At 67.7% G+C, this 15501-nt stretch carries 14 protein-coding genes; 10 read left to right on the top strand and 4 right to left on the bottom strand.

Features of this window, described 5'->3' with window-relative positions; all coding sequences use genetic code 11:
* Positions 1–37 precede the first annotated feature (37 nt).
* From miaA to AC3IRM_RS10220, 8 genes are all read left to right on the top strand, one after another.
* Positions 38–955: a tRNA (adenosine(37)-N6)-dimethylallyltransferase MiaA gene (gene miaA / locus AC3IRM_RS10255; RefSeq protein WP_489203069.1), complete on the top strand. Its 918-nt coding sequence runs from the start codon at positions 38–40 to the stop codon at positions 953–955.
* Between the two features lie 356 nt (positions 956–1311).
* On the top strand, positions 1312–1587 hold the full coding sequence (hfq, locus tag AC3IRM_RS10250) for an RNA chaperone Hfq (protein ID WP_310234610.1): 276 nt from the start codon (positions 1312–1314) through the stop codon (positions 1585–1587).
* An 18-nt stretch (positions 1588–1605) separates the two neighbouring features.
* Positions 1606–2925 carry a ribosome rescue GTPase HflX gene (hflX, locus tag AC3IRM_RS10245; RefSeq protein WP_489203068.1) on the top strand — a complete coding sequence of 440 codons (1320 nt, stop codon included), beginning with the start codon at positions 1606–1608 and terminating at the stop codon, positions 2923–2925.
* 187 nt (positions 2926–3112) lie between these two features.
* Positions 3113–4303, top strand: a complete 1191-nt coding sequence (gene hflK, locus AC3IRM_RS10240) for an FtsH protease activity modulator HflK (RefSeq protein ID WP_489203067.1) — start codon at positions 3113–3115, stop codon at positions 4301–4303.
* Positions 4300–5163 carry a protease modulator HflC gene (hflC, locus tag AC3IRM_RS10235; protein WP_489203066.1) on the top strand — a complete coding sequence of 288 codons (864 nt, stop codon included), beginning with the start codon at positions 4300–4302 and terminating at the stop codon, positions 5161–5163. Before hflK ends, hflC begins: the two co-directional genes overlap by 4 nt.
* Positions 5164–5176: 13 nt before the next feature.
* The gene (locus AC3IRM_RS10230; RefSeq protein WP_489203065.1) at positions 5177–5362 is read left to right on the top strand and encodes a DUF2065 domain-containing protein; all 186 of its coding nucleotides are present in this window, start codon (positions 5177–5179) and stop codon (positions 5360–5362) included.
* 855 nt (positions 5363–6217) lie between these two features.
* Positions 6218–7510 carry an adenylosuccinate synthase gene (locus AC3IRM_RS10225; RefSeq protein WP_489203064.1) on the top strand — a complete coding sequence of 431 codons (1293 nt, stop codon included), beginning with the start codon at positions 6218–6220 and terminating at the stop codon, positions 7508–7510.
* Between the two features lie 311 nt (positions 7511–7821).
* Complete coding sequence (locus AC3IRM_RS10220) at positions 7822–9015, top strand: cation:proton antiporter (RefSeq protein WP_489203063.1); 1194 nt, start codon at positions 7822–7824, stop codon at positions 9013–9015.
* A 71-nt stretch (positions 9016–9086) separates the two neighbouring features.
* Here AC3IRM_RS10220 and AC3IRM_RS10215 read toward each other — a convergent pair whose 3' ends face one another.
* The 4 genes from AC3IRM_RS10215 to AC3IRM_RS10200 all read right to left on the bottom strand — a co-directional run bounded on the left by AC3IRM_RS10215 (position 9087) and on the right by AC3IRM_RS10200 (position 13096).
* On the bottom strand, positions 9087–11264 hold the full coding sequence (locus tag AC3IRM_RS10215) for a TonB-dependent receptor (RefSeq protein WP_489203062.1): 2178 nt from the start codon (positions 11262–11264) through the stop codon (positions 9087–9089).
* Between the two features lie 110 nt (positions 11265–11374).
* Positions 11375–11593, bottom strand: a complete 219-nt coding sequence (locus tag AC3IRM_RS10210) for a hypothetical protein (protein WP_489203061.1) — start codon at positions 11591–11593, stop codon at positions 11375–11377.
* 111 nt (positions 11594–11704) lie between these two features.
* On the bottom strand, positions 11705–12112 hold the full coding sequence (locus tag AC3IRM_RS10205) for a DUF2946 family protein (RefSeq protein ID WP_489203060.1): 408 nt from the start codon (positions 12110–12112) through the stop codon (positions 11705–11707).
* A 255-nt stretch (positions 12113–12367) separates the two neighbouring features.
* Positions 12368–13096 carry a formate/nitrite transporter family protein gene (locus tag AC3IRM_RS10200; RefSeq protein WP_489203059.1) on the bottom strand — a complete coding sequence of 243 codons (729 nt, stop codon included), beginning with the start codon at positions 13094–13096 and terminating at the stop codon, positions 12368–12370.
* A 365-nt stretch (positions 13097–13461) separates the two neighbouring features.
* Between AC3IRM_RS10200 and AC3IRM_RS10195 the strand changes: the two genes are divergently transcribed.
* Together AC3IRM_RS10195 and AC3IRM_RS10190 are read left to right on the top strand one after the other, a co-directional pair.
* Positions 13462–13902 carry a DUF2231 domain-containing protein gene (locus tag AC3IRM_RS10195; RefSeq protein ID WP_489203058.1) on the top strand — a complete coding sequence of 147 codons (441 nt, stop codon included), beginning with the start codon at positions 13462–13464 and terminating at the stop codon, positions 13900–13902.
* The gene (locus AC3IRM_RS10190) at positions 13899–15323 is read left to right on the top strand and encodes a PQQ-dependent sugar dehydrogenase (RefSeq protein ID WP_489203057.1); all 1425 of its coding nucleotides are present in this window, start codon (positions 13899–13901) and stop codon (positions 15321–15323) included. The genes AC3IRM_RS10195 and AC3IRM_RS10190 overlap by 4 nt, the downstream gene beginning before the upstream one ends.
* The last annotated feature ends 178 nt before the right edge of the window (positions 15324–15501 follow it).

The raw sequence follows: 15501 nt of genomic DNA, 5'->3' as shown, positions 1-15501 counted from the left end.
CGTGATCAGTCGCCGACACCCCCGCGCCATCGCCCTGATGGGCCCGACGGCCTCCGGCAAGACCGCGCTCGCGCTCGACTGGGCGGAGCGGTTCGGAGGTGAGATCGTCAGCGTCGATTCGGCGCTGGTGTATCGCGGGCTCGAGATCGGTGCGGCCAAGCCGGATGCGGGTGAGCGCGCGCGCGTGCCGCACCACATGCTCGATCTGCGCGAACCCTGGCAGACGTACTCCGCCGCCGAGTTCGCGCACGATGCGCGTGCCGCGGTCGAGGACATCCTGCACCGTGGTCGCGTGCCGATTCTCGCCGGTGGTACGGGCCTGTACTTCGCCGCCTTGCTCGATGGCCTCTCGCCGATGCCGGAAGCCGATCCCGACACGCGCGCGGCCATCGCCGCCGAGGCTGCCGCACTCGGCTGGCCAGCGCTGCATGCGCGCCTGGCGACGCTGGACCCCGACGCCGCCGTGCGCATCAAGACCGGCGATGCGCAGCGGATCCAGCGCGCGCTCGAAGTGCATCGACTGACCGGCATTCCGATCAGCGAATGGCAGAAACGCCCGTCCGAGTCGCCGCCATTTCCGGCGCGGGTCCTGGCGCTGGCGATCGCGCCGCCCGAACGGGCGACCCTGCACGCGCGCATCGCCACCCGATTCGACGCCATGCTCGCCGCCGGCTTTCTCGACGAGGTGCGTGCGTTGCGCGCGCTGCCGCAGTTGCAGGCGCATGCCGCGCCGCTGGAACTGCCGGCGATCCGGGCAGTGGGATATCGGCAGGCCTGGGAATTTCTGGACGGGCGGGGAACTGCCGAAGATTTCCGTGAGCGCGGAATTGCCGCGACCCGGCAGCTGGCGAAGCGTCAGTTCACCTGGTTGCGCGGTCGGGGGGCTGCGCGCTGGTTCGATCCGGCCACGCAGCGCGACGCGCTGGATGCGGAAGTGGCTGCGTTTCTGGGGTGAGCAGGGGGCTCAAGCCTTTCCTCATGGAGGGGCGGTCCGGGTGGGCGCACTCCGTCAATGGAATAAGAAGCGTCTTCGTGCGATCCATCAACCCCACGGGTTCCGGATCTGTTGCGCCTGAGGCTTCACCCCCTCCGAATCCTCCCCCGCGAGCGGGGGAGGGTGTCAGAAGCTTCGAGGCCTGGCGCCGCATCCGCCTTCACCGTCACGAATCCCCGATTCCGCACAGCAATCGCCCCCGGTGATCGCGCACAGACCGCATCGCGGTTGTGTAACATCGGCCGGTCGTCGTCCGGGGAGCGGGCGATGGCCCGGCCAACAGGTCATCAGAACAACAACTACGCTGGGGAAACACCATGTCCAAGGGGCAATCCTTGCAGGATCCTTTCCTGAACGCACTGCGCCGCGAGCGTGTGCCCGTCTCGATTTACCTCGTCAATGGCATCAAACTGCAGGGCACGGTCGAATCGTTCGACCAGTTCGTGGTGTTGCTGCGCAATACCGTGAGCCAGATGGTCTACAAACATGCCATCTCCACCGTGGTGCCGGCCCGCAATGTGCGTGTGGTGCCAGGCGGCGGGTTCGTCCAGTCCGGTGAAGGCGAGGACGAAGCGCCCGAGACCACCGACTGACCCGAGGTGTGAACTCTTTTGTTCGAACGCTCCCGCAAGGGTGAAAACGCGCTGCTGATCCAGCCGCATTCGCATGGCCCGGCCGACGAAGGCGCGCTGGAAGAATTTTCGGAACTCGCCCGCTCGGCCGGTGCCCGCGTCGCCGCGGTCATTCCGGCCCGCATCGACAAGCCCAATGCCGCGACGCTGTTCGGCAGCGGCAAGCTCGACGAGGTCAAGGCCGCGGCCGAGGCGACCGGCGCCGATCTGGTGCTGGTCAATCATCGGCTCACGCCGGGTCAGGAACGCAACCTCGAGAAATTTCTCGAGCGCCGCGTCGTCGACCGCACCGGCCTGATCCTCGACATCTTCGCCCAGCGCGCCCGCAGCCACGAAGGCAAGCTGCAGGTCGAGCTGGCGCAGCTGCGCCACATGGCCACGCGCCTGGTACGCGGCTGGACCCATCTGGAACGGCAGCGCGGTGGTTCGATCGGCCTGCGCGGCCCGGGTGAAACCCAGCTCGAGACCGACCGCCGGCTGCTGCAGAAGCGGCTCGAACAGCTGCAGGCGCGCCTGGACAAGGTGGAAGTGCAGCGCACCCAGATGCGCCGTGCGCGCGTGCGCAGCGAAATGCCGCGCGTGGCGCTGGTGGGCTACACCAACGCCGGCAAGTCGACGCTGTTCAACACACTGTCGGGCGCCGATGCCTACGCGGCCGACCAGTTGTTCGCCACGCTGGATCCCACCGTGCGCCGCGTCGACCTGTCCGGCGGCAGCGTGGTGCTGGCCGATACGGTCGGCTTCGTCCGCGACCTGCCGCATGAGCTCGTCGCCGCCTTCCGCTCCACCCTGAGCGAAGCGCGCGAGGCCGACCTGCTGCTGCACATCATCGACGCCGCCGACCCGCTGCGGAACGAGCGTATCGCCCAGGTCGATGCCGTGCTGACCGAGATCGGCGCGGGCGACCTGCCGCAGCTGCTGGTGTTCAACAAGATCGACCGCATCGAAGGCGCGACGCCGCGCTACGACCAGGATCCGAATGCGCTGGCCGATGACGCCGTGCGCGAGAGCGTGTGGATTTCCGCGCGGGACGGGCTCGGTCTCGACCTGCTGTCGCAGGCGCTGGCGCGCCGGCTGGGCATCCGCCGGGTGAGCGGCGAAGTGCGTCTGCCGCCCGAATCCGGTCGCCTGCATGCCCGCCTGCATGCGCTGGAAGGCGTGCGCGAGGAAACGCTCGACGAGTCCGGCTGGCTGCTGCAGGTGGACCTCGCCCATGCGGACGCCGCGCGCCTGGCTTCGCAGACGGACGGCGAACCGCTGCGCGCGCTCTTGCCTCCGGACGAAGACGACACCATCTGATTGATCTGTGGGAGCGCGCTTGCGCGCGTCGCGGCTTCCCCCTGGAGCCCCGAGCGCAAAAGGCCGCTCCCGCGGGTATTCCCGGCATGACCTCCGGTGCGTGGCCTGCGACAGGCGCGAGCCGGTTAGACTATGCGACCCCCGCGCCGCCGCCGACGCAGGCTGCGCGCCCAGAACTGGAGCAGGCATGGCCTGGAACATTCCCGGCAACAACAAGGACAAGGATTCTCCGGACCGCAAGGATTCCGGAAGTCAGGGCGAACGCAATCCGTGGCCGCCACGCCGGACCGGCGGTGGTGGACGTGGAGGACGCGGTGGTGGTGGCGGTGGTTTCGACCGCATCCTCGACCAGTTCCGCGGGCTCTTCGGTGGTGGTTTCGGTGGCGGCAATCCGCTGCGCTGGATCGCGGTCGTCGTGGTCATCGTGCTGTTGCTCAACTGTTTCGTGCTGGTGGGTGAAACCCAGCGCGGCGTGGTGCTGCGCTTCGGCCAGGTCGCCCGCGTCATGCAGCCGGGTCCGAACTTCAAGCTGCCGTGGCCGGTCGAGCGCGTGACCAAGGTCGATGCGACCACGGTCCAGTCCTTCAGCAACACCGTGCCGGTGCTGACCCGCGACGAGAACATCGTCATCGTGTCGTTCAACGTGCAGTACCGCGTCGGTGATGCCGTGCAGTACCTGTTCGGCACCCGCAACGCCCGCGAGATGCTCGAGCAGACCGCGCTCAGCGCGGTCCGCGAACAGATCGGTCGTGTGAATCTGGACGCCGCGCTCAATGCGCGTGGTCCGATCTCGACCGCGGCGCAGACCTCCTTGCAGGCCTCGCTCGACAGCTACCGCACCGGCCTGTTCGTCAACGAACTCAACCTGCAGGACGCGCGTCCACCGGAAGAGGTCAAGGACGCATTCGACGCCGTCAACAGCGCGCAGCAGATGAACGAGCAGCTGGTCAAGGAAGCCGGCGCCTACGCGGCCAAGATCGTGCCCGAGGCGCGCGGTGAATCCGAGCGTGTGCGTTCACAGGCCGAGGGCTACAAGACCGCCGAGATCGCCCGCGCCACCGGTGACGCGACCCGCTTCTCGCTGCTGGTCGATGCCTATGCCGGCGCCCAGGACGTGACCCGCAAGCGTCTGTGGCTGGAAACCGTGCAGAGCGTGCTGGCCGACAACCGCATCGTCGTTGGTGGCGACGGCCGCCAGCTGATCTACGTGCCGATGGCTGGGCAGGGCGCGGGTGGTCAAGCCGCGCCTTCGCTGATCCCGCCGGAGGTGCTGTCGCCCTCCGTCGAGGCCACACGCAACAGCAGCAACAGCACCGCGATGCCGGAAGCGCCCGCGCGCGCTCTGCCGCGCCCGTCGCGTGAAGGAGCCACCCGATGAGACTCAACTTCGTCATTCCGCTGATCATCATCGTGCTGCTGGGCCTGATGGGCTCGGTCTACGTGGTCCGTGAAGGACAGGTGGCCCTGGTGCTCAACCTCGGCCGCGTCGCGCGGACCGACATCGGCCCGGGTCTGCACTTCAAGGTGCCGCTGATCGAATCGGCGCGCGTGTTCGACCGCCGCTTCAACGCCAGCGCGTTCTCGCCCGAGCGCTCGCTGACCTCCGAGCGCAAGGACGTCAGCGTGGACTTCGTGGCCATCGTCGCCATCAGCGACGTCGCCGCGTTCTACCGCGCCACGTCCGGCAACGAGTCCGATGCCAACCTGCGCCTCGAGCCGATCATCAAGAACTCGCTGCGTAACGAGATCAACGCCAGCACGCTGACCGAACTCGTCTCGGGCAACCGTTCGGAGTTCGTCGAGCGCCAGCTGCCGGGCATCAACGAAGCGGCCAAGTCGCTGGGCATGCGCATCATCGACATCCGTCTGAAGCAGATCGACCTGCCGACCGACAGCCAGGTGATCCAGCAGGTCTACAACCGCATGCGCGCCGAGCGACAGGAAGTGGCCACGCGACTGCGCGCCGAAGGTGAGGAACGCGCCCGCGCGATCCGCGGCCAGGCTGACCGCGAGCAGACCGTGATCCTTGCCGAAGCCGAACGCGACGCGCAGACCCTGCGCGGTGAAGGCGACGCCGAAGCCACCCGCATCTACGGCGAGGCCGCGAACCGCGACCCGGCGTTCTACGCGTTCCAGCGCAGCCTCGAGGCTTACCGCGCCGCGTTCGAGAAGGGCGACAGCGTGATCGTGCTCGAGCGCAACGATCCCTTCCTGCAGTACATGCGCAGCGATCGTTGATGGTGTGCGCCTGATGTCGGATCTGTGGGCGGCCTTGTGCCTGGTGTTCGTACTCGAAGGCCTGATCCTGTTCGCCATCCCCGGCTTCTGGAAGCGCAACGCCGAACAGATGCTCACGATGCCCACCACCACACTGCGCCGCATCGGCGCAGGGGTCCTGGCGGCGGGGATGGTTGCGCTGTATTTCGTGCGGGGTTGATGGGGTGGGATTCCCCCTGTGGCGGTTGAGCTGGCAAGAGGGCAGTTCACGGACTGCTTCCGGATCGGCCTTCAGCGCGTTCCACTGAAGCGGCTTCGCCCCCCGTCGTCATCCCGGCGCATTTCTGATCGTCATCCCAGCGAACGCTGGGATCCATCTGGATCCTGCCGCTCGCCGCCCGCGCTTCGAGATAAATCGAAATGGGGCCCAGCTTCACCAGGCATGCGTCGCTGAAGACCGCTGGGGCGACGTTTCGTTCACGCGTCTGGTCGTCGCTCGTCCGTGCCGGTGATGGTCGTCCCGGCGAACGTCGGGACCCAGCGCCTTTGCGTGGAACGGGCGACACGCACCCATTTCGGGAAGGACAGAGGCCCGTCGCGTAGAGGCGTTGTAGATCGGTAGTCCAACAGCGGCAATCCGGCTGCGACTTCGAGCTTTCCCGCGCGCGTCAGCCCTCACCCCAACTCCTCGCCCGGGGGAGAGGGGCTCAACGGGTGGCTGCATATGTCAGCAATCTTGAATCCAGAGTCCGCTGGAACATCACGCACGTCCGAACCCAACGCCTCTCCCTCCGGGAGAGGCCGGTGCGCTTTGCGCGTCGGGTGAGGGTCGGGCGCTACCGACGAACCTTCCAACCCCGTGAACACGCCCCACAAACAGGTGGCCCCCGTCACCCCTTATCCGGATAATGCGGAAAAGCCGGACGGGCCATCTCGCATGAGGGGACTGCCGGCTTTTTCCGTGTCCGGCCCTGCGAGGCGGTCGTCTCCCCGATGGAGCGTCCAATCCCCGCGCAAGGCTGGCCGGTCCCTTTCTGCGGCCCCGATGGCCGCAATGCGAACCAGGAGTCACGAGATGGGTCAGTCAGTCGTCGTAATCGGCGCCCAGTGGGGCGATGAGGGCAAGGGCAAGATCGTCGACCTGCTCACGCAGGACATCGGCGCCGTCGTGCGCTTCCAGGGCGGCCACAACGCCGGCCATACGCTGGTGATCGCCGGCAAGAAGACCGTCCTCCACCTCATTCCCTCGGGCATCCTCCGCGACGACGCGCTGTGCCTGATCGGCAACGGCGTGGTGCTCAGCCCGGCTGCGCTGATCAAGGAAATCGGCGAACTCGAAGCCGCCGGTGTCGAAGTGCGTTCGCGCCTGAAGATCAGCCCGGCCACGCCGCTGATCATGCCGTACCACATCGCCCTCGATCAGGCCCGCGAGAAGGCTGCCGGCGGCAAGGCCATCGGCACCACCGGCCGCGGTATCGGCCCGGCGTACGAAGACAAGGTGGCGCGTCGCGGCATCCGCGTGGCCGACCTGCATTACCCCAAGCAGCTCGAAGAACTGCTGCGCACCGCGCTCGACTACCACAACTTCGTGCTGACCAAGTATCTCGGCGGCGAAGCGATCGACTTCCAGAAGACCTACGACGAAGCTTTGGCGTTCGGCGATTACGTCGAGCCGATGAAGTCCGACGTGGCCGGCATCCTTCACGACCTGCGCAAGCAGGGCAAGCGCGTGTTGTTCGAAGGCGCGCAGGGCGCACTGCTCGACATCGACCACGGCACCTATCCCTATGTCACCAGCTCCAACACCACCGTCGGTGGCGCACTGGCCGGTGCGGGCGTGGGCGCGGACGCGATCGACTACGTGCTCGGCATCGCCAAGGCGTATGCGACGCGCGTGGGTGGTGGCCCGTTCCCGACCGAACTCGACGACGAGATCGGCCAGGGCATCCGCGACCGCGGCCAGGAATACGGCGCGTCCACCGGCCGCCCGCGTCGTTGCGGCTGGATGGACATCGTCGCGCTCAAGCGCGCTGTCGCCATCAACGGCATCTCCGGCCTGTGCATCACCAAGCTCGACGTGCTCGACGGCATGAAGACGCTGAAGATCTGCATCGCCTACGAATACCGCGGCAAGCGCACCGAGTACGCGCCGCTCGACGCCGCCGGCTGGGACGAGTGCACGCCGGTCTACCTCGAGTTCCCGGGCTGGGAAGAGACCACCCACGGCATCACCGAGTGGGACAAGCTGCCCGCCGCCGCACGCGCCTATCTGCGTGCACTGGAAGAGCTGGCCGGCTGCCCGATCAGCATCGTCAGCACCGGCCCCGACCGTGCGCACACGATGGTGCTGCAGGATCCGTTCGCCTGATCCAGGCGTTTTCTGGTCCGAAGAAACCCCGCGCAAGCGGGGTTTTTCTTGCGTAGTGCGGCGCACACAAGCGGGGCCTTTTCGTCGATGTGGAGCCGCGGCTTCACACTGCGGAACAACAGGGTCATCTCGATCACACCGCCTGTCTTGCGCGATCCCCTTATCTGATCGGCAGCGCATCGAAACCGGGCTGTCCATCGACCGGTCAGGAGCCGCACATTCGTGACGTGTGATCCGCACTTGGCGGCGGTCCACTTGGTTCCCCATACTTCGCCGTCCGCAGATCGCGGCCAGGCCAGGACGACCCCCCGATGCATGCCGTCACCACCATGGAAGTGTTCCTGATCGCGATGGCGATCATCTTCTGCGTCCCGTTCCTGATCTGGCGGTTCGGCCGCACGGACTATTTCGCGCCGCTGGTCGTGGTGCAGATCATCACCGGCATCGTGCTCGGGCCGGGCATCCTCGGCGCGGCGTTTCCCGGCTATTACGCGTTCGTGTTCACCCCGGATGTGGTGACCATCCTCAATGGCCTGGGCGCATGGGCGGTGATGCTGTTCGTGCTGATCGCCGGCATCGAGCTGGATCTGAGCAAGGCCTGGACCAATCGCCGCGAGAGCGGGATCACCGCGGGCCTCGCACTCGGTGTGCCGCTGGTGTTCGGCGCGCTGGCGGCGATCGGCCTGCTGCGCTTCCCGGGCTGGATCGGCATCGACGGCGCGAACTGGCAGTTCATCGTCGGCGTCGGCATGGCCTGCGCGGTGACCGCGCTGCCGATCCTGATCCTGCTGATGGAGAAGCTCGACATCCTGCGTCAGCCCGTGGGCCAGCGCATCCTGCGCTACGCCAGCCTCGACGACATCGCCATCTGGGGCGTGCTGGCGCTGGTGCTGGTGGACTGGGAGCGCATCGGCCGCCAAGTGGGGTTCCTGCTGGCGTTCGCGGTGGCCTGCGTGCTGTTCCGGCGCCTGATGCGTGCCATCCCGGAGCGCGACCGCTGGTACGTGATGCTGGTCTGGCTGGCGGTCTGCGCGTTCGGCGCGGACTGGTCGGGCCTGCATTTCATGGTGGGCGCGTTCCTGGCCGGCGTGGTCATCGACGGGGACTGGTTCGACCAGGCCGACATGGACCGCCTGCGCCACAACGTGCTGCTGGTGATGATGCCGGTGTTCTTCCTCAGCACCGGCCTGCGCACCGAATGGAGCGTGGGCGGCGCCACGGTCTTCATCGCGGCCATCGTGCTGCTGGTGGCCTCGGTGGCCGGCAAGCTCGCGGGCGTGCACATGGCCGGCCGCATCCTGAAGTGGAAGCCCGGCGAAGCGTCGCTGATCGGCTGGCTGCTGCAGACCAAGGCGCTGATCATGATCATCTTCGCCAACATCCTGCTCGACAAAGCCATCATCTCCAGCGCCACGTTCACCGCGCTGCTGCTGATGGCGGTGATGAGCACGATGCTGACCATTCCGATGGCGACGCCGCGGCTGCGGAAGATGGCCGCGACGTAGGGAGCGACCTGCGCAATCCGCAGCGCCTGCCGGTTGGCCGCAGACACAGGGTCGACGATGCCTGGCGCCGCTCAGAAGGCAGCCCGCAGTTCGAGATCGAGGGTCCGGGGCTCGCCGAGGTAGACCATCTGTGTGCCGATCGCGTGCATCACGTAGGTCCGGTTGCCGAGGTTGCGGCCACGCAGGGTGACCGCCAGCTGCGGCGTGGGACGCCAGCGCAGGTGCGCGCCCCACAGCGTGTAGCCGGCCGTCTCGAGTGTGTTGGCGTTATCGGTATAGCGGGCAGCGACGGCGCGCAGGTCGCCGCCGATCGACCAGCGCGGTGAGAGCGCGTAGTCGATCCAGAGATTGCCCACGCGCGACGGGGTGTTGGAAGGCCGGTTGCCTGCGCGCGAAACCGGCGCGCCGGCGACCGTCTCGAAGAAGTCGTCGAGCCGCGCATCCACCCAGCCCAGGTTCGCCTGCACGTGCAGCGCCTGCCAGGGGCGGATATCGAGCGTGGCTTCCACCCCGCGCGCCGATTGCTGGCCGACCGGCAGCGTCTGGCCCGGATTGTCGGGATCGGTGATGGCGAGGTTCTCGCGCACGATGCGGTACGCCGCCAGCGTCGCGGTTCCGAGCCCCTGGGCGAAGTCGGTCTTGGCGCCAGCTTCGAGCTGGCGGCCGCGACTGAGATCGAAATCGCGCAGCGCCGAGAACCCCGCAGTGGAGAGGATGCCCGCCGGCGGATCCGCCGCCGTGCTGACCTGCACGTAGACGTTGCTCGCCGGCGTGAGCTCGGCAGTCAGGCCGACTCGGCCTGTCGTCGACGCGTAGTCGCGGGCAAAGCGTGCGGGATTGGTCGCGGTCGGCGCTCGCCTGTTGGTCACGTCCAGATCGATCCGCTCGTGACGCAGCCCCGTCATCAGCGCGAACCGCGTGCCGAAGCGCGTGAGGTTCTCCGCCGATACGGCCGCCGTCCGCACACGGTTCGTCGCACCGGGCACGTACCCGGGCGATGTGCCGGGAATGTCGAAGAAGAAGCCGGGCGTGCGCGCATCGACCGGCACCAGATCGATTTCGCCGCCGATCGACTGTGGGAACCGCGTCTGCCGGTTGTGGCTCAGTTCGGCGCCGGCGGTCCACTGCGACGGCAGTCCGGCCAGGGTACCCGTGCGATGCCAGTCGGTCCGGTTGCCGGTCACCTGCTGGTCGTGCCGCTGCTGCAGGACGCCCGACCGCGCCACGCCGCCGCGCACGGGATCCCATCGGTAGGTCTCGACGTTGCGGTAATCGCGCAGCGCGTCGTAGTGATAGAGCGTGTTGACGATCCGGCCGAAGTCGCCGCCGTCCCATTCCAGCACCGAGCGCCCCCAGGCCACCGCCTGCGCGTAGAAGCCGTCGCCGACGTTGTAGTTGCGGCCGACACTGCCGGGCAGTGCGTCGAGGCGGCCCCTCGGTCCCACGACCGCCGGCGAGCCCCAGTACACGCGCCGGTTGTCTTCGTTCTGGTATTCGAGCGCCAGCGTATGGGTGAGCGTTGGCGTCAGCCTCGAGGCCAGCGAGGTGGCGAGCGTCCAGCCTTCGCGACGCTCGGCATCGACCCAGCCGTTGCGTGCACTGTAGGCGGCGTCGAGCCGGAGGGCGTGCGCCGTTTCACCCGTGGCGAAGCGGTGGTTCATGCCGGCCGCCAGCACGCGGCTCTCGTCAGAACCCAGGCTGGCGAGACCGCCGATGGCATCGGTGTCGAAGTCGGCGGTGCGGGTGACGTAGTTGATGGACCCGCCCACCGCGCCGGCGCCGTAGAGAAAGCTCGACGGTCCGCCGATCGCTTCCACGCGCTCGTAGATCCACGCGTCGACCGGCCGGGCGGCGATCGACGCGTACTTGACGTCGATGCCGTTGAACAGCTGGGTGATCTGCGCGCCGGAAAAACCGCGCCACGTCACGGTGTTGCCGTTGCCCGGCGGCGATGCGACGACCAGTCCGGGAATCGCAAACAGCGTTTCCTGGGTGGAGCGCACGCCACGTGCATCGAGCGTGTCCCGGTCGATGCGGAATACCGATGCGGGTGTCTCGCGGTCCGTCACCTGCAGGCGCGAGGCGCCGGTGGCATCGCGGTCCAGCGTCGAGCGCACGCCGCGCACCTGGATCCCGTCGAGGGTGGTCGCGGGATCGGTGGCGGGCGTCTGGGATTGCGCGATGGACACCGCGCCGGGGAGCAGCAGGCAGCCGATGGCCACGGCCAGGCGTCGAGGCGGATTGTGCATGGAGTGAAGACCTGTTCCGGAGGAAAGAGGGAGGTGCGAATGGCGTGCGGGGCAGGCGGGGCGAACCGTCGCCTGCAGATGCGAACGCGGGCATGCGTTGCGGCTGTCGATCACAGGTGCCACTCCAGACCCGCATCGGTCGAGCGCGGATCGCCCTGGACATGGCAGACGCCGGGCTGGCTGCCCGGCGTGTGCCGTTCGAACTCGGGACTGACAAACGCCGCAGTGACGAGCGCGAGCAGCGGAAGGCGATGGCAGATGACGGCACGCGGCGCGCCGTACGCGACGCGGCGTCGCAGCGAAATCGGAAATGACATGTCGGCACCCATGGGCACGTGCGGCACGGCAGCGCCATGCACGCAGGCGCGCGTGCGTCACATGTGGAGATGCCGGTCCCGGTGGACCGGCGTGGCGACGCGTTCCGGCAGGCCGGACGCGCTTCAGGCCGCCAGTGGTGGGCCGCGCGAGCCGAGTCCGCAGGGATGGCGTTGCGTAAGGCGGCATACGCGCGCGCCAGGGGCGCGGTGCGTCACGGGCAGCAGGCGCGCGACCGCGAACCACATCACTGCAAGCAGCGCGGTGGCGAGCAGCGGGCAGTAGCCGCAGTCCTGCATGTCGGGGTGCTGAGACGGTGCCGGCTGCGGCGCGGCGTCGTCGAGCAGGCTATGGGGATCGACGATGCTGATCAGCGTGTCGCTGCCCATCGTGCACATCTCCATCAGGATCATCCGCGGCGACGCGTCCTGTGCATGCGCCAAACGACCGATGGAGGGCAGCAACGCGAGCAGCAGCACGGCCGTCAGCGACAGCCATGCGAACGCTTGCCGGAGCGGGCGGTCGACGATCATCGACACAGTCTAGAGGGACGTGCAGCGCGTTGGCGACAGGACGCATGTCCGCAGGGCTGCGACGAATCGTCGCATGCATATGCAGCGCGCTGTTGGATCTACCGCGCGATGCAGACGCTCCGATCCCGCAGGGGATGCAGGTTGTCCTGTATGCATATGCCGACGATTCGCGATCTGCGGGAGCACGGACGATGCTGCCGATCCGGCGATGACGCGCGCTTGCGGGGAAGTGAGAAGCGAGCGCGTCACGCGCGGCTACGTCGCGACCCTGGGTTTATCGCGCAGATAGATCGCCCAGTACGCGAGCCCGATCCCGCCGCCGCCGATGATGTTCCCCAGCGTCGACCACACCAGGTTGATGACTGCCGCGCTCCACGACAGTCCGGCCGGCAGCTCCGCACCGGTCGCCATCTGCGCCAGCAGGCCCAGCGGCAGCAGCGACATGTTCGCGATCGAATGCTCCAGCCCCAGGGCGACGAACGCCGCGACGGGCGGCACGATGACGGCGACCTTGTCGATGGCGGATTTCCCGCCGGCGGCCATCCATACCGCCAGACACACCAGCATGTTCGCGAGGATGCCGCTGGCGACGATGCTGCTGGCGGATTTCGAGGCTTTCTCTGCGGCGAGTTCGATCGCGGACGTGGCGAATGCCCCGTCGCCGGCGAGGTGCAGGCCGGCGACGATGGCGAGCAGTACCAGCAGCAGGGCGCCCATGAGGTTGGCGAGCCACACGAGGCTCCATGCGCGCAGCAGTTGGCCGGGGCGGAGACGGCGTTGGGCGAGCGGCAGGGTCATCAGCGTGTTGCCGGTAAACAGTTCGGCGCCCGCCAGCAGCACGAGGATCAGCCCGAGCGCGAAGCCGATGCCGGCGGCGGCCTGTGCAAGGCCGTAGGGCAGGTCGTTCGCGCCCGCGCCGATCAGCACGGCAAGGAGACTGCCGACGCCGATATAGGCGCCGGCGAACATGCCGAGGCCGATCATCTTGCCTGCGGGTAGCGCGGCTTTCTCGACGCAGGTGTCGGAGATCGCGGTCGCGATGTTCTCGGGCGCTGCGATGGCAGGCGAGGTGTCGGCCAGGTGGGCGCATCCATCCGGAAGAACGTCCAGCTATACGCAACGCCCGGTGAAGCGGGCGGCGACGACATGGCATCGGGTTGCAGGGCATGCGGGCGTGTCGTGCGTCGATCGACGCCGACATGGCGTACGGCTTGCGGGTCGGCGCGCCCAGAATTCACCACAGTCTTGCAGCCGCATTCACTAGGCCTTGCGCGGCGATGGATCAGTGTTGCGGGTGCACCACGTCGTCGACCGGCGCGCGTGGTCCCCTGTCTATAACGAGATCTCCGATGGATACACATCCCGTAATCGTGACGCAGCCGTACCGGCCGCTGCACCCGTTGCACCTGCTGCTCGCCGGCAGTGCATTCCCGCTGTTCCTGGGCGCGCTGATCGCCGATATCGCCTATGCACGCTCCTACGAGATCCAGTGGACCAACTTCGCGTCCTGGCTGCTGGTCGGCGCGATGGTGTTCGCGGTCATTGCCCTGGTCTGGGCGCTGGTATCGCTGCTGACGCCGACTGCGCGTACGCGAACCCGTTTCATCTATGTCGGACTGCTGGCGCTGACCTGCTTGCTCGGCTTTCTCAATTCGCTGGTCCATGCCATGGATGCCTGGCAGAAAATGCCGCAGGCGCTGGTGTGGTCGGTGCTGTGCGTGCTGTCGATCGGCGCGAGCCTGTGGTTCGCGCTCGGCGGCACCTTGCGCCGTCGGGAGGTGCTGCCATGAACCGTCTTCACTCCAAGCGTCCGAAGTCCGCGCTGCTGGCCCGTGCGCTGGTGCCCGCGCTGGCGATCGCGCTCGTAGCCTGCGGTGGCACGCCGGATGAAACGTATGTGGGCCCGTCGCCGGATCTGCCGAAGCCGCAGCGCGGTCTGTTCCCGACCCTGAAGATCTCGTTGCCGGCCGAGTGGGGCGATCAGCTGCCGACGGTGCCGGAGGGTTACGAGATCGCGCCGATCGCGGACAACCTGCTGATCCCGCGCCAGATGCTGGTGCTGCCCAACGGCGACATCCTCGTGGCCGAAGGCCGCGGCGGCCGGGCGCCGAAGCTCACGCCGAAGGACATCATCGCCGGCATGATCAAGGCACGTGGCAACACGCAGGTCGAGAGCGGCAACCGTCTGACCCTGCTGCGCGATACCGACGGCGACGGCGTCTACGAGAACCGCTCGGTGTTCGCCGACAATCTCGATGCGCCCTACGGCCTGGCCTTCGGCAATGATTCGATCTATGTCGCCACGCAGGATGCGCTGCTGCGCTTCGCCTACACGGAAGGTGCAGTGAACGCAGGCGCCGCGCCACAGGAGATCACCAGGCTGCCGGCGGCGATCAACCACCACTGGACCAAGGCGCTGACGATCAGTGCGGATGGTCGTTATCTGTTCGTCGGTATCGGTTCGGACAGCAACATCACCGAGCGCGGCCTGGCAGTGGAAGAGAGCCGCGCGATGGTCTGGCAGGTCGAAGCGGCCACCGGTTTCCATCGCGTGTTCGCGACCGGCCTGCGCAACCCGACCGCGCTGGCGATGCAGCCGGGCATGGACCAGCTGTGGGCGGTGGTCAACGAACGTGACGAGATCGGCGACGAATTGGTGCCCGACTATCTGACCAGTGTGCGACCGGGCGGCTTCTATGGCTGGCCCTACAGCTACTGGGGCCAGAACGTCGATGACCGCGTGCGTCCGCAGAAGCCGGAGAAGGTCGCTTCCGCGATCACGCCGGACTTCGCGCTGGGCTCGCACGTCGCCGCGCTGGGCGTCGCGTTCTCGACGCCTGCGATGGGCGCGCAGTTCGCAAATGGTGTGTTCGTGGGCCAGCACGGCAGCTGGAACCGCAATCCGCCGGTGGGCTACAAGGTCTCGTTCGTGCCGTTCCGCGACGGCAAGCCGTCGGGCGAAGCGATCGACTTCGCCACAGGCTTCCTCGGTGAGGACGGCAAGGCGCGCGGTCGCCCGGTCGGCGTGACGGTCGATCCGCGCGGTGCATTGCTGGTGGCGGACGATCTGGCCAACACCATCTGGCGGATCACCCCGACGGGTGGCGCACCGGGGGCGCCTGCTGCACAGGCCACGCCGGCGACCACCGAGACTGCGCCCGCACCGGCGGCGGCGCAGGCTCCGTCGGGAGCGACGCCGCCTGCGGGCTGAGTGCGTTCGTCATGCTGTGAATGACACAGGGCCCGAAAGGGCCCTTTGTTTTGCAGACTTCGATGCGCAACAGGAAGGCACGCCATGCGTGCGCGTCATCCCGGCGAACGCCGGGAGCCAGTGCCTCTGCACGCGTCGAACGACGAGCAGAATCATCAAGACGATTTTTGCATCTCTA

The sequence above is a fragment of the Luteimonas sp. KH_071 genome, assembly GCF_057838005.1.
This window is presented reverse-complemented; position numbering and strand designations above follow the sequence as displayed.

What these genes read in the sequence shown, in the direction of transcription:
- AC3IRM_RS10210 (WP_489203061.1), bottom strand. Translation starts at nt 11,593, where the DNA reads ATGGGTGCCGACATGTCATTTCCGATTTCGCTGCGACGCCGCGTCGCG.
- miaA (WP_489203069.1), top strand. Translation starts at nt 38, where the DNA reads ATGGGCCCGACGGCCTCCGGCAAGACCGCGCTCGCGCTCGACTGGGCG.
- hflC (WP_489203066.1), top strand. Translation starts at nt 4,300, where the DNA reads ATGAGACTCAACTTCGTCATTCCGCTGATCATCATCGTGCTGCTGGGC.
- AC3IRM_RS10195 (WP_489203058.1), top strand. Translation starts at nt 13,462, where the DNA reads ATGGATACACATCCCGTAATCGTGACGCAGCCGTACCGGCCGCTGCAC.
- AC3IRM_RS10230 (WP_489203065.1), top strand. Translation starts at nt 5,177, where the DNA reads ATGTCGGATCTGTGGGCGGCCTTGTGCCTGGTGTTCGTACTCGAAGGC.
- hflK (WP_489203067.1), top strand. Translation starts at nt 3,113, where the DNA reads ATGGCCTGGAACATTCCCGGCAACAACAAGGACAAGGATTCTCCGGAC.
- AC3IRM_RS10225 (WP_489203064.1), top strand. Translation starts at nt 6,218, where the DNA reads ATGGGTCAGTCAGTCGTCGTAATCGGCGCCCAGTGGGGCGATGAGGGC.
- AC3IRM_RS10220 (WP_489203063.1), top strand. Translation starts at nt 7,822, where the DNA reads ATGCATGCCGTCACCACCATGGAAGTGTTCCTGATCGCGATGGCGATC.
- hfq (WP_310234610.1), top strand. Translation starts at nt 1,312, where the DNA reads ATGTCCAAGGGGCAATCCTTGCAGGATCCTTTCCTGAACGCACTGCGC.
- AC3IRM_RS10205 (WP_489203060.1), bottom strand. Translation starts at nt 12,112, where the DNA reads ATGATCGTCGACCGCCCGCTCCGGCAAGCGTTCGCATGGCTGTCGCTG.
- AC3IRM_RS10200 (WP_489203059.1), bottom strand. Translation starts at nt 13,096, where the DNA reads ATGATCGGCCTCGGCATGTTCGCCGGCGCCTATATCGGCGTCGGCAGT.
- AC3IRM_RS10215 (WP_489203062.1), bottom strand. Translation starts at nt 11,264, where the DNA reads ATGCACAATCCGCCTCGACGCCTGGCCGTGGCCATCGGCTGCCTGCTG.
- AC3IRM_RS10190 (WP_489203057.1), top strand. Translation starts at nt 13,899, where the DNA reads ATGAACCGTCTTCACTCCAAGCGTCCGAAGTCCGCGCTGCTGGCCCGT.